Annotated in this window: 7 protein-coding genes; 5 read left to right on the top strand and 2 right to left on the bottom strand. The window is 65.4% G+C overall.

All coding sequences use genetic code 11. The features are described from left to right. Positions 1–117: 117 nt before the first annotated feature. Positions 118–1,914 carry an adenylate/guanylate cyclase domain-containing protein gene (locus H1B27_RS10895; RefSeq protein WP_197966054.1) on the top strand — a complete coding sequence of 599 codons (1,797 nt, stop codon included), beginning with the start codon at positions 118–120 and terminating at the stop codon, positions 1,912–1,914. Positions 1,915–2,085: 171 nt separating this feature from the next. Beyond that, positions 2,086–4,896, top strand: coding sequence for a di-heme-cytochrome C peroxidase (locus H1B27_RS10890; RefSeq protein WP_197966053.1), 2,811 nt, complete (start codon positions 2,086–2,088; stop codon positions 4,894–4,896). Between the two features lie 134 nt (positions 4,897–5,030). Here the strand turns inward: H1B27_RS10890 and H1B27_RS10885 are convergent, their stop codons facing one another. After that, positions 5,031–5,978, bottom strand: a complete 948-nt coding sequence (locus H1B27_RS10885) for an alpha/beta fold hydrolase (protein WP_061879238.1) — start codon at positions 5,976–5,978, stop codon at positions 5,031–5,033. Positions 5,979–6,182: 204 nt separating this feature from the next. On the opposite strand from H1B27_RS10885, the gene H1B27_RS10880 reads away from it, so the two are divergent. Then, a complete protein-coding gene (locus H1B27_RS10880) occupies positions 6,183–6,647 on the top strand; it encodes an Hsp20 family protein (protein WP_061879263.1) in 465 nt (154 codons plus the stop codon). Positions 6,648–6,797: 150 nt separating this feature from the next. Further along, complete coding sequence (locus tag H1B27_RS10875) at positions 6,798–7,568, top strand: alpha/beta fold hydrolase (RefSeq protein WP_197966052.1); 771 nt, start codon at positions 6,798–6,800, stop codon at positions 7,566–7,568. Between the two features lie 237 nt (positions 7,569–7,805). Here H1B27_RS10875 and H1B27_RS10870 read toward each other — a convergent pair whose 3' ends face one another. After that, complete coding sequence (locus H1B27_RS10870; RefSeq protein ID WP_197966051.1) at positions 7,806–8,561, bottom strand: hypothetical protein; 756 nt, start codon at positions 8,559–8,561, stop codon at positions 7,806–7,808. A gap of 490 nt (positions 8,562–9,051) precedes the next feature. On the opposite strand from H1B27_RS10870, the gene gltB reads away from it, so the two are divergent. Then, the gene (gene gltB, locus H1B27_RS10865; RefSeq protein ID WP_197966050.1) at positions 9,052–13,785 is read left to right on the top strand and encodes a glutamate synthase large subunit; all 4,734 of its coding nucleotides are present in this window, start codon (positions 9,052–9,054) and stop codon (positions 13,783–13,785) included. Positions 13,786–13,833: the final 48 nt, after the last annotated feature.

The raw sequence follows: 13,833 nt of genomic DNA, 5'->3' as shown, positions 1-13,833 counted from the left end.
GCGGATCAGGCTTCCGCTCGGCCTCATCTGCTTTATAAAGGGAGGGTTCTCGAAATGCGGGACTCGAGGCGACTGCCACGCCGTGGCCGGTCCCCTCTCCCTTGGAGCTTCGCGGATATGGAAAGACGTCTGGCCGCCATCGTCTGTGCCGATGTCGCCGGCTATTCGCGCATGATGGGCAGCGATGAGGCCGGCACCCATGCCGCGTTCAAAGCCCATCGCGCGGCGATCCATCCCATCATCCTCAATCACGGCGGCCGCGTCGTGAAGAACACCGGCGACGGCTTCCTGCTCGAGTTCGCCTCGATCGTCGGAGCCACCGAAGCCGCGATCGCGATGCAGACGCTGATGGCGGAGCGCAACCGCCACCTGCCGGCCGACCGCGCCATGCAGTTCCGGCTCGGCATCCACATGGGCGACGTCATCGCCGACGAGGACGAGGTTTTCGGCGACGATGTCAACATCGCCGTCCGCCTGGAATCGGTGGCAAGCCCCGGCGGCTTCGCGATCTCGGCCAAGGCCCACCGGGAGGCGAGCAAGCATCTCACCGTGCCGCTAACCGATGCCGGCAACCATCGCTTCAAGAACATCAAGGATGCGATCGGGGTCTGGACCTGGACGCCCGACGGCGCGCCGGCGCTTGCCCCCGAGCTCCGGGAGGCTTCGGCGCTGTCGCAGCAGTACCGCACCGCGATCGTCGGCGTGCTGCCCTTCGCCAATCTCAGCGACGCCCAGGACGAATATTTCTCAGACGGCCTCACCGAGGACCTGATCCATGCGCTGTCGCTGCAATCCTTCTATCGGGTGCTGAGCCGCAATTCGACCTTCGCCTTCAAGGGCAAGAACACGAGCACCCGCCTGATCGCGCGCGAGATCGACGCCACCTACCTGATCCAGGGCTCGGTGCGGCGCGCCGGCGCCAAGATCCGCGTCACCGCCGAGCTGATCGCGCCGGAGACCGGCGAGCAGCTCTGGACCGGCCGCTACGACCGCGACATCGGCGACCTCTTCGCGATGCAGGACGAGATCACGACCAGCCTGTCCGCTGCGATCGCCACCGAGATCGTCCGTGCCGAGGCCTCGGCGCCGGCGCGGCTCTCGACCGACGTGAGCGCCTGGGATCGCTTCCTCAAGGGGCTGTCGCATTACTACCGGCAGACCAAGGAGGATCTGGCAGTCGCCGTCGACCTGTTCCGCGAGGCCATCCGGCTCGATCCCAAGCTGTCGATCGCACATGCCTATCTCGCCACGATCCAGATCCAGAGCATTCAGTTCGGCTGGGTCAAGGGCACGCGCGAGATGTGGGCCGAGGCGATGAGCCTCGCCGAAACCAGCGTCCGGCTCGATCCGCGCTCCTCCTTCGCGTTCTCGATCCTGACCTGGGCGCACGCGTTGGAGGGTCATCACGAGGCGGCAATGGACGCCGCCAAGCGCGCGGTCGCGCTCAACCCTTACGACAATGGCGCGCGCGGCGTGCTCGGCATCTGCCATTTCATGATCGGCGAGCACCGCGAAGCGATCGAGTTGTTCTCGATGGCCGCGCAACGCGACAACAGCGACCCGCGCTACCAATGGGCCGCGCTGAACGCGTTCAGCCATTATCTGTTGCGCCAATATGACGCGACCCTGTCCTGGGCCCGCGAGCAGCTCTACATCAATCCGAACCACATGCAGGCGTTGGCGATCCGCGCCGCGGCGCTGGCGCAACTGGGCCGGACCGACGAGGCGAGCGAGGCCGCCGTCGTGCTCATGGGCAACTACCCGACCCTCAATGTCGATCGTCACTTGCGCAACTTCCACTGGAAGCGGCCCGAGGACATCGCCCATTATCGCGAGGGGCTGCTGAAGGCCGGCGTGCCGCTCGGCAAGCTGACCCTGGTTCAGAGCGGCGTCAAACGCGCCGCCGAATCCTGAGAAACTGCCCGCGCCAGTGCCGTCCGGCACCGGCTTTTATTGACAGGACAGTGAATTCAGCCACACTTCGTTGCACGCTGAAGTAGTATATCCTGCTGTCGTTTTGTTAGGATTTTCCGCGCTTGATCGGCGCGTCCTTATTTGCGATTCGCCATTTTCAGGATTTGGGCCATGCATGACCGCGCTTCTAAGCCGCCCTTCGATCCCTCGATCCAGGTCTCGCCGAACAATCCCTGCCCCTTCCTGCGCGGTCTCGTCGGCGAAGGTTTCGTCGATGACGGCACCGTCCCACTCCGGACGCTGTCGCAGACCATCGCAAATGCAAGCGGCGAGACCGGGCTGAAGAAGACCTCGGCCCGCATCCAGGTCCGCGGCGTCGCACTGATCGCCAACGGCGCCTGTCATATTCTGCAAAGCATCTTCTGGGGCGCGCAGCTCAACACGCTGCGCGGCGGCCCGCTCGACAAGCTCGGTGCCGGCTCGCGCATCCTCGGCGTCGACGGTCGCGTCAACGAGGACGAGATTGCACGGCTTGCCGGCTTCGGCGGCACCTACGCCGATCCCGATGGCGGCGGCACCGAGACCGGGCTCAACGCCTCGCAAATCCAGACCTTCATGAAGGACAACCTCAAGCGCGCCGGCAATCAAGCGCGCTGGTACTACCCGATCCTCATGAAGTTCGAATGGCCGATCCTGCTCAAGATCATGGGCAAGGGTCAGGGCGACGACCGCTATCTCAGCGTGGCCGAGGTGAGGACATTGTTCAACGAGCGCAAATTCCCGGACAGGATCACCCAGCGGGTCGCCAACCAGCCGGTCACCCCACCCTCGCTGATCTTGCGCGCTGCCGGCGGACTTGCCGCCGCGCTCCTCATCTTCGGCATCGTGGCGCTGCGCTTTCCGGATCAATTCCAGCCGATGCTGCCCGGCATCCTCGGGGACCTCGTGGCCCCGCCCTTGCCCGCGCACGTCGAACCCCGGGCCGCGTACTGGCTCGAGCAGAACTGGGCGCTGGAGGACCGGCACTGGTTTCATCACGCCAGCCAGGGCACCGCGACTTTCCCGGTGCCCTATCGCTGGTTCATGGCGCTCGAGCAGCCGCGGCTTCATTTCTTCGCAAAGCCCGGGATGCTGCATGACAGCGACCATCTTCAGCGCTTCGGGTTCATCCCGAGCCCGCAGACGATCAACACCGACGATGCCACGCTGCGCCGGTTCGGCTATGCCAACGTCTACGACAAGACGGAGCCGGTGCCGGCGCGGCTCTGGGATCCGCCGGTCAACTGGGGTCCCCAGGCCGAAAACGTCGACGGCCTGCCCGTCGGCTTTGCGCGCATGACCGGCGTCGCCGATCCCGCGACCGGCCAGATCGGCGAGGACCGGATCGGCCTGACCTGCGCCGCCTGCCACACCGGCCAGATCCAATACAAGGGCATCGCCATCCGCTTCGACGGCGGCCCGGCCATGACCGACCTGAGGAAGCTCGAGGTCACGACCGGTCTGTCGATCGCCTACACGCTGCTCGTGCCAGGTCGCTTCACGCGCTTCGCCGATCGTGTGCTCGGCACCTCCGCCAGCGCTGAGGATCGCGATGCACTGAAGCAGAAGCTGCGCACGATCAGCACATTCCTGGTCGACTGGGAGAAGACCTACGCGAAAACCATCGCCGGCAAGACGAGGCTCAACCCGAAGACAAAGCGGGAAGAGCCGCAAGAGAACACCGAGGAGGGATATGGTCGTCTCGACGCGCTCAACCGCATCGGCAATCAGGTCTTCGCCCAGGACATGGCGATCAGCGGCCTCAGCGGCTTCGAAAAGAACCTGCATGCCCAGGACGCGCCGGTCAGCTTCCCCCCGATCTGGACCGTGCCCTGGCTCAAATACGCGCAATATGACGCTTCGATCGAACAGCCGCTGATCCGCAATGCCGGCGAAGCGCTGGGCGTGACCGCGCTGCTCAATCTGTCCGACAATACCCCCAAGGACAGGCTGCTTCGCTCCTCGATGGATATCAAGAATCTGATCTGGATCGAGGATCTGCTGAAGGGGTCGCCGCCCTATCCAAAAAAGCAGCTATCCGGACTGACATCGCCGAAATGGCCGTCGGACATCTTTGGCGATGCTGCCTGGAAGATCGATGACGAGCGCGTCAAGCGCGGCCGTAAGCTCTATGCGGAGCTCTGCGCCGAATGCCATCTCGGTCCGGTCGACGACAAGGCGTTCGACGCCGAGTTTCCGGCCCAGAGCATCTGGTCCTCGCCACGCTGGGAGACCATCGGCAACGACAAGTTCCTCAACGAGGTTCAGAAGAGCGTCAAAGGGATGGGCACCGACCCCGCTCAGGCGGGCGTGCTGGCGACGCGAACGGTTCAGGTGCCGGGCTTCCTCAAGCTCGACCCCACGCAGAATCTCAACGCCTGGTGGAACTGCAATCTGCCGGATATTTCGTCGACCGACATGCCGTACTCGCTTGGCCTGATGGTGCTCGTCGACATCGTCAGCCGCAAGGCGATGGACGATGCGAAGATCGACCCGAAGGTTCAGGATGCCTGGTGGGGCAAGCGCAAGAACTGCCCGAATCCCGGTCCGCAGCCGGCCGACAAGAACGAGCCAGGGCCCTGGTATCGCGCGCGCCCGCTCAACGGTGTCTGGGCCACCGCGCCTTACCTGCACAACGGATCGGTACCCTCGCTCTACTGGATGCTGAGCCCCGCGGCCGAGCGCCCCAAATCGTTCTGCATGGGTGGCGGCCGCGACTATGATCCGAAGCAGGTCGGCTTCGCCGTCGCTGACGGCGAGAGCTGCAAGACCGGGCAGACGCGCTTCTCGACGCGAGCGTCTGATGGCACTGACCTGTTCGGCAACAGCAATCTCGGCCATTCGTTCGACGGCACGCCAGGCCCCGGCAAGGACGGCACCATCGGCCGCCCGCTCAAGGAGCAGGAGCGCTACGATTTGATCGAGTATTTGAAGACGCTTTAACGCGACCAGAGTTCGTCGTCGTCATGGCCGGGCTTGTCCCGGCCATCCACGAACTTCCCCCTGCCTCAAGAACGTGGATGCCCGGGACGAGCCCGGGCATGACGAGTTCGTGGCACGATCCCTCGCTCAAGCGCTCACTTGAACAGCGGCGTGCCCGGGACGAAGGCGTCGAAGGCGGCCCAGAACTGGGAACGGTAGCGGTCCTGCTCCTGCAGGATCTCGTGCTTGGAGCCGGCGATCACGAGATGGGCGCCGGCGCGCAGGTGATAGGCAAACTCCTCGATCGCCGCGGTCGAGACCACGGTGTCATTGGAGGCCGCCAGCATCAGGATCGGCTGGCGGATCTGGGAGGGGTAGTTCACGCGCTTGAAGGTGTGCATCGCGCGGAAGGCCGTATCGGCCCAGGCGACCGTCGGTGACGCCAGTCCGAGCGTCGGATCCTCCTCCAGGATCGCGGCGTTGCGCGCATAGCGCACGGGGTCGCTGGTGAGGGGATTGTTGATGAAGGGTTCGAGCCCGGTGAGGCGGTCGCTGCCGCCGGGAACGTAACGGCCGCCCTGCCCGAGCAGGCGCATCGTCTTGAGCAGCGCACGCACGGGCAATGAGGTGGTACGCCCCGGCAGGTCGATCATCGGCGCCGACAGCACCATGCGGTCGAACCAGCGCTTGCCGGCATGCGCAACCCGCAGCAGCACCGTGCCGCCCATGGAATGGGCGAGCGCGAAGAACGGCGGCGGGCAATCCGGCAGCACCACCTGCTGCACGAAGGTCTCGACGTCGATCTCGAAATCGGAGAAGTCGCGCACATAGCCCTTGCGCGGATCGCGCAGGCGGCGCGAGGAATGGCCCTGCCCGCGCCAGTCGATCATCGCCACGGCAAAGCCGCGGTCGCGCAAATCGCGCACCGTCTCGAAATATTTCTCGATCTGCTCGCTGCGCCCGGTGAAGACGCAGACGGTGCCCTTGCGGTTCGCCGGCGGCGCCCAGCGCGCAAAGCGCAACTCGGCGCCATCGGGGGTCCTGATGGTGCCGCTGACGACGTTTTCGGGAACCGGATTGGACGGGATCGAGACCAGCGTCATAGGCGGGAAGTACTGCAATCAAGGGGCTAAAGCGCCGAAAAGGCGCAAATGCCGCCCTCTTGAACGCCGTCTCGTTCCACCCATATCATTTTCGTGCAGGCCGCTACCAGTGTTTCGGAACCGGAACATCAGGCTGCACACAGACGAAAGCCCGGCCCGATGGCGGGCGGGTTGCCTAACAGTCGCTCAATGGAGGACTTGACCATGCGTACCTACGATCTCACCCCGTTCTATCGTTCCACCGTCGGCTTCGACCGCCTCTTCAACCTGCTCGACCAGGCCGGTTCGGACGGCAGCCCCGGTTACCCCCCGTACAACATCGAGCGTACCGGCGAGAACGCCTATCGCATCACCGTTGCGGTCTCCGGCTTCGCCAAGGATGAGCTCTCCATCGTCGCGAAGGAAAACACGCTGACGATCAAGGGCGAGAAGGTCGCGAACGAGAACTCGAAATCCGAAGTGCTCTACCGCGGCATCGCCGCGCGTGCCTTCGAGCGCGCTTTCCAGCTTGCCGACTTCGTGCAGGTGAAGGACGCCTCGCTCGAGAACGGGCTGCTTCACGTCGACCTCGTACGCGAGATTCCGGAGGCGAAGAAGCCGCGCCAGATCGCGATCAACGCCGGCGCCAAGGCGCAGGTGATCGAGAACTCGGCCGCGCAAGCCGCCTAAACAGAACGCGACTTCCACGTTGCGAAAGCGCCCCGGTGCCCCGGGGCGCTTTTTCGTTGTGCATTGCATCACAGAGCGGTGAAGCCGTGTAACGCCGCCATCGCTCCCTCCGTCCCTTGGGCATCGAGCTCAAACAAGATGGAGAAGATCATGTCACTCTGGCGCAGCCTTTTCGTCGCCGCGAGCCTTCTGGCGGCTCCCCTCGGCCTTGCTCATGCGCAGACACCTGCGACGGTCAAGGCGAAGAACGTCGTGCTGGTGCACGGCGCCTGGGCCGACGGGTCGAGCTGGTCGGAGGTGATCCCGATCCTCCAGGCTGCAGGCCTGCACGTGACGGCCGTGCAAAATCCGCTGTCGTCGCTTGCGGACTCCGTCGAGGCGACGCAGCGGGCGCTGGCCGAGCAGGACGGGCCGACCGTGCTGGTCGCGCATTCCTGGGGCGGCACTGTGATCAGCCAGATCGGCACCGACCCGAAGGTCACCGGGCTCGTCTACGTCGCCGCCCGCGCGCCCGATGCGAACGAGGATTTCGTGGCGCTGTCGAAGCAGTTTCCGACCGGGCCCGCACGCGCCGGCATCGTCGAGCGCGACGGCACCACCAAGCTCTCGGAAGAGGCCTTCCTGAAATACTTCGCCAATGGCGTGAAGCCGGAGCAGGCCAGGGAACTCTACGCCGTGCAATGGCCGACGGCGGCCTCGATCTTCGCCGGCCGCACCACGGAGGCGGCGTGGCACTCCAAGCCGAGCTGGTACGCGGTGTCGAAGAACGACTACACCATCAATCCCGATTTCGAGCGTTTCCTCGCCAAGCGCATGAACGCGACCACGATCGAGCTCGATGCCGGCCACCTCTCGTTGGTATCGCATCCGAAGGAGGTCGCGAATCTGATCCTGGACGCGGCGGGTTATCCGCGAAGCTGAGGTGATAGCGTGAATGCAAAAGCGCCCGGCTGTTCGGGCGCTTTTGTTGTGCTCGGATCTCTCTCCATTGTCGTCCCCGCGGACGCAGGGACCCATAACCCCAGGGAGCAATTTGACGGAGACTGCTCGTCTGGGACTCGCACCTCATCCCCCCGATAGATCGCGCGGTATGGGTCCCTGCCTTCGCAGGGACGACACCATTGGTGTGGCTGTCGCCACCGCGCCAAGCTCGCAGCGCTAATCCAGCCCCTGCACGGCCGGCATCTCCTGCGTCGGCAGGATGGTCGGGGCAGGCTTGGCCTGGCCGACGGTTGGCGCGGCTGCATCGGCGGGCTTGGCCTGCGCGGCGGCCGCTTGCTGCGGAGGCTGGGCCTGCGGTGCTTGAGCCTGCTGCGCGACCGGATCAGTCGGCTTCGCGGCAGCGACCGGCGTCTCGGCGCGCCGCGGGGCGGCCTTGGGCAGCGGCACGGCGCGGCTTGCCACATGCGGGATCGGAGCCGGCGGCCGCGGCGGGCCGCCGCGGATCACGGTCGGCGGCGGCAGCGCGCTTTGCGGTCCGTAAGGCGCGACCGCGCGTTCGTCATAGGCGGGCGCCATGCCGTAGGCGTCGGCGGCGGGCATGAAGCGGATGATCCGCCCGTCGCGGGCGTCGATCACCAGCCGGCCATCGTCGCCGCGGCGGTCGATCACCGCGATGGTGTAGACGCTGCCGCGCAGGCGCGGGATGCCGAGCGGCAAGAAACCGTTTTCGCGCAGCACCGCGTAAACCTCGGTTGACGGCAACAATACCGGCGCCGGACCGCGTTCCTCGTAGCCATAGCCGTAACCGTAACGCGGTGGCGGCGGGGCGGCCTCCGGCGCGTAGGGTCCGTCGAAATCCGACACCGCGACGATGGCTCCGCTCGCGATACCGCCGGCGGGAACCTGGGCGTGGCCCGCACTTGCAGCCAACGCCAGCGCGGCGGCGGCCACACATCCTGTGAAAAACTTCATGGTCGAGACGCTCCTGTCAGGCCCCCCGATGGCCGCCCTCTTTCGCTTCTCGCGGTGTGGCGCGCCTTCCGAAGGGTTGATCCGAAGCTTCATCGGGGATTTCGGCGCGCACGGGGCCGGATCAGGGCGCGTTTGCTTCAAAACCGGGGCCGCGCAACTTTTGGAAAGCGATTGATTGACATATCGGGAATCGGGACTTTCGCGCGCTTGTGTGCTAGACAAAAATTTGGCAAGGTGATGTTTAGGACAGGAAGACTGTCTCAATTTTGCGTGCGGTTCCGGCACAGGGATTGCAGCGAAAACCGGTGCTCTCGAGCGTCGGCAAGGTACCAGGCAAAGCCGTTCTCGGGGACGAAGAGCGCCTAGGCCTGAATTTAAGAAAATGCGGCTCGCAGCGGACGAGCGGTGGCCCAGGAGCGGGTGCCGCGGGACACCCAAGGTGCGCCGAAGTTGGCGGTGAGGCAGCTTGCCGCATGGAGAGGACAGAGCAATGAACGGGTCGCAATTCGAGCGCGCAAACATCGTGGCAGAAGAGCTGTCGGCGACGGTCGCCTCGAAAACGACCGACCCGATTCAGGAACACAATTCGCGTCCAAAAGCCGAGGGGCTCTACGATCCGAGCCTTGAGAAGGATTCCTGCGGTGTCGGCTTCATCGCCAACATCAAGGGCAAGAAGTCGCACGAGATCGTCTCGGACGCGCTGAGCATCCTCTGCAATCTCGAGCATCGCGGCGCCGTCGGTGCCGACCCGCGCGCCGGCGACGGCGCCGGCATCCTGGTGCAGATCCCGCACGCCTTCTTCAGCCGCAAGGCCAAGGAGCTCGGCTTTGCGCTGCCGGGTCCCGGCGAATATGCCATCGGCGCGCTGTTCATGCCGCGCGACACCGCCTGGCGCAATGTCATCAAGAGCATCATCGCCGACCAGATCAGGGAAGAGGGCCTGACCCTGCTCGGCTGGCGCGACGTGCCGACCGACAATTCCTCGCTCGGCGTCACCGTGAAGCCGACCGAGCCCGCCTGCATGCAGGTGTTCATCGGCCGCAACGGCACCGCCAAGACCGAGGACGAGTTCGAGCGCCGGCTCTACATCCTGCGCAAGTCAATCTCGCAGGCAATCTACCAGCGCCGCGACCGCGGCCTTGCGGGCTATTATCCCTGCTCGATGTCCTGCCGCACCGTGATCTACAAGGGCATGTTCCTCGCCGACCAGCTCGGCAAGTACTATCCCGACCTGCACGAGCAGGATTTCGAGAGCGCGCTGGCGCTGGTGCACCAGCGCTTCTCGACCAACACCTTCCCGGCCTGGTCGCTGGCGCATCCCTACCGCATGATCGCGCATAACGGCGAGATCAACACGCTGCGCGGCAACGTCAACTGGATGGCAGCGCGGCAGGCCTCGGTCAGCTCCGAGCTGTACGGCAAGGACATCAACCGGCTCTGGCCCATCTCTTACGAAGGCCAGTCCGACACCGCCTGCTTCGACAACGCGCTCGAATTCCTGGTGCAGGGCGGCTACTCGCTGCCGCACGCAGTGATGATGATGATTCCGGAGGCGTGGGCCGGCAATCCGCTCATGGATGAGAAGCGCCGCGCCTTCTACGAATATCATGCCGCGCTGATGGAGCCGTGGGACGGCCCCGCCGCGATCGCCTTCACCGACGGCCGCCAGATCGGCGCCACGCTCGACCGCAATGGCCTGAGGCCCGCGCGCTATCTCGTCACCAAGGACGACCGCATCGTGATGGCGTCCGAGATGGGCGTGCTGACGATCCCCGAGGACCAGATCATCACCAAGTGGCGCCTGCAGCCGGGCAAGATGCTGCTGGTCGACCTCGAACAGGGCCGCCTCATACCCGACGACGAGATCAAGGCCGAGCTCGCCAGGAGCCATCCCTACAAGGAGTGGCTTGAGCGGACCCAGATCGTGCTGGAGGAGCTGCCGAAGGTTGCGACCACCGGCGTGCGCTCCAACCTGTCCCTGCTCGATCGCCAGCAGGCGTTCGGCTACAGCCAGGAAGACATCACCATCCTGATGACGCCGATGGCCGCCACCGGCGAGGAAGCCGCGGGCTCGATGGGCAACGACACGCCGATCTCGGCGCTGTCGGACAAGGCCAAGCCGCTGTTCACCTATTTCAAGCAGAACTTCGCGCAGGTCACCAACCCGCCGATCGACCCGATCCGCGAGGAGCTGGTGATGAGCCTCGTCTCGATCATCGGACCGCGGCCGAACCTGTTCGACCTCCAGGGCATGGCCACGACCAAGCGCCTCGAAGTGCGCCAGCCGATCCTGACCGATGCGGATCTGGAAAAGATCCGCTCGATCTCGGAAGTGGCCGAGTCGCATTTCAAGTCGCGCACGCTGGACACCACCTTCCACGCCGGGCTCGGCGCGGCCGGCATGGACCAGGTGCTCGACGAACTCTGCGCACGGGCGGAAAGCGCCGTGCGCGAGGGCGTGAACATCATCATCCTGTCCGACCGCATGGTCGGCACCGACCGGGTGCCGATCCCGGCACTGCTGGCCTGCGCCGCCGTGCATCATCACCTGATCCGCGTCGGACTGCGCACCTCGGTCGGCCTCGTCGTCGAATCCGGCGAGCCGCGCGAAGTGCATCACTTTGCGTGCCTCGCAGGCTACGGCGCCGAAGCGATCAATCCCTATCTCGCGTTCGAGACCATCATCGCGATGAAGGACCGCCTGCCCGGCTCGCTCGACGACTATGAGATCGTCAAGCGCTACATCAAGTCGATCGGCAAGGGCCTGCTCAAGGTGATGTCCAAGATGGGCATCTCGACCTACCAGTCCTATTGCGGGGCGCAGATCTTCGACGCGGTCGGTCTCAAGGCCGACTTCGTCGGCAAGTTCTTCGCCGGCACGCATACCCGCGTCGAGGGCGTGGGTCTGGCCGAAATCGCGGAAGAGGCGGTGCGCCGCCATGCCGACGCGTTCGGCGAGGCGCTCGTCTACAAGAGCGCGCTCGATGTCGGCGGCGAATACGCCTATCGCAGCCGCGGCGAGGACCATGCCTGGACCGCCGAGTCGGTGTCGCTGCTCCAGCACGCCGCGCGCGGCAATTCGCAGGAGCGCTATCGCGCCTTCGCCAAGATCCTCAACGAGCAGTCGGAGCGGCTGCTGACGCTGCGCGGCCTGTTCCGGATCAAGAACGCGGAGGAAGAGAAGCGCAAGCCGGTGCCGCTCGACCAGGTCGAGCCGGCCAAGGACATCGTCAAGCGTTTCGCCACCGGTGCGATGAGCTTCGGGTCGATCTCGCGCGAGGCGCACACCACGCTCGCCATCGCCATGAACCGGATCGGCGGCAAGTCGAACACCGGCGAAGGCGGCGAGGAAGCCGACCGCTTCAAGCCGATGCCGAACGGCGATTCCATGCGCTCGGCGATCAAGCAGGTCGCCTCCGGCCGCTTCGGCGTCACCACGGAGTATCTGGTCAACTCCGACATGATGCAGATCAAGATGGCGCAAGGCGCCAAGCCCGGCGAAGGCGGCCAGCTGCCCGGCCACAAGGTCGACGCAACCATCGCCAGGGTCCGGCATTCGACGCCGGGCGTCGGCCTGATCTCGCCGCCGCCGCATCACGACATCTACTCGATCGAGGACCTGGCGCAGCTCATCTACGACCTCAAGAACGTCAACCCGACGGGCGACGTCTCGGTCAAGCTCGTCTCCGAGATCGGCGTCGGAACGGTGGCCGCGGGCGTTGCCAAGGCGCGCGCCGACCATGTCACCATCGCGGGCTTCGAGGGCGGCACCGGCGCTTCGCCGCTGACCTCGATTAAGCACGCCGGATCGCCGTGGGAGATCGGCCTCGCCGAAACCCATCAGACGCTGGTGCGCGAACGGCTGCGCAGCCGCATCGTGGTCCAGGTCGACGGCGGCTTCCGCACCGGCCGTGACGTCGTGATCGGCGCGCTGCTGGGCGCCGACGAGTTCGGCTTTGCCACTGCGCCCTTGATCGCGGCCGGCTGCATCATGATGCGCAAGTGCCATCTCAACACCTGCCCGGTCGGCGTCGCGACGCAGGACCCCGTCCTGCGCAAGCGCTTCACCGGCCAGCCCGAGCACGTGATCAACTACTTCTTCTTCGTTGCCGAGGAAGTCCGCGAGATCATGGCAAGCCTCGGCTTCCGCACCTTCAACGAGATGGTCGGCCAGGTGCAGCTGCTCGACCAGACCAAGCTGGTCGCGCATTGGAAGGCCAAGGGCCTCGATTTCTCCAAGCTCTTCGTCAAGCAGAAGGAAGAGAAGGGCCAGAAGATCTATCACTCCGAGCGCCAGAACCATCATCTGGAGGCGGTGCTCGACCGCACGCTGATCGAGCGGGCACAGCCCGCGCTCGACCGCGGCGCGCCGGTGAAGATCGAGGCTGCGATCAACAGCACCAACCGCTCCGCCGGCGCCATGCTGTCGGGCGCGGTGGCCAAGATCTACGGCCATGCCGGCCTGCCGCACGACACGATCCATGTCAGCCTCAAGGGCACCGCCGGACAGGCCTTCGGCGCGTGGCTCGCCCACGGCGTCACCTTCGAGCTCGAGGGTGAAGGCAACGACTATGTCGGCAAGGGCCTCTCGGGCGGCAAGATCATCGTCAAGCCGCCGAAGAACTCCGCGATCGTGCCGGAAGAGAGCATCATCGTCGGCAACACCGTGATGTACGGCGCGATCGAGGGCGAATGCTACTTCCGCGGCATCGCCGGCGAACGTTTTGCCGTGCGTAACTCGGGCGCGGTCGCGGTGGTCGAAGGCGCGGGCGATCATTGCTGCGAATACATGACCGGCGGCATCGTGGTCGTGCTCGGCAAGACCGGGCGCAACTTCGCAGCCGGCATGTCCGGCGGCATTGCGTACGTGCTGGACGAGAGCGGCGACTTCGACCAGCTGTGCAACATGGCGATGGTCGAGCTCGAGCCGGTGCTGTCGGAGGAGATGATCAACGCCGACACCTATCACGCCGCGGGTGACCTCGAGGCGCACGGCCGGGTCGACGTGTTCAGGAACCTGCTCGCCTCCGACGTCGAGCGCCTGCACGTGCTGATCTCGCGCCATGCCAAGGCGACCGGTTCCAAGCGCGCCGCCGACATCCTTGCCAACTGGAAGGAATGGCTGCCCAAATTCCGCAAGGTGATGCCGGTCGAATACCGGCGCGCGCTGCGCGAGATGGCCGCCAACGCGGACGCCGAGCCGAAAATCGCGATCGGGGCGTAACAAAAGCCCTCATGGTGAGGAGCGCGATAGCTGCGTCTCGCACCATGA

The sequence above is a fragment of the Bradyrhizobium diversitatis genome, assembly GCF_016031635.1.
GTDB lineage: Bacteria > Pseudomonadota > Alphaproteobacteria > Rhizobiales > Xanthobacteraceae > Bradyrhizobium > Bradyrhizobium diversitatis.
The sequence above is the reverse complement of the archived record's forward strand: the minus strand, read 5'-3'. Positions and strand labels throughout refer to the sequence as shown.

What these genes read in the sequence shown, in the direction of transcription:
- gltB (WP_197966050.1), top strand. Translation starts at nt 9,052, where the DNA reads ATGAACGGGTCGCAATTCGAGCGCGCAAACATCGTGGCAGAAGAGCTG.
- H1B27_RS10875 (WP_197966052.1), top strand. Translation starts at nt 6,798, where the DNA reads ATGTCACTCTGGCGCAGCCTTTTCGTCGCCGCGAGCCTTCTGGCGGCT.
- H1B27_RS10885 (WP_061879238.1), bottom strand. Translation starts at nt 5,978, where the DNA reads ATGACGCTGGTCTCGATCCCGTCCAATCCGGTTCCCGAAAACGTCGTC.
- H1B27_RS10895 (WP_197966054.1), top strand. Translation starts at nt 118, where the DNA reads ATGGAAAGACGTCTGGCCGCCATCGTCTGTGCCGATGTCGCCGGCTAT.
- H1B27_RS10870 (WP_197966051.1), bottom strand. Translation starts at nt 8,561, where the DNA reads ATGAAGTTTTTCACAGGATGTGTGGCCGCCGCCGCGCTGGCGTTGGCT.
- H1B27_RS10880 (WP_061879263.1), top strand. Translation starts at nt 6,183, where the DNA reads ATGCGTACCTACGATCTCACCCCGTTCTATCGTTCCACCGTCGGCTTC.
- H1B27_RS10890 (WP_197966053.1), top strand. Translation starts at nt 2,086, where the DNA reads ATGCATGACCGCGCTTCTAAGCCGCCCTTCGATCCCTCGATCCAGGTC.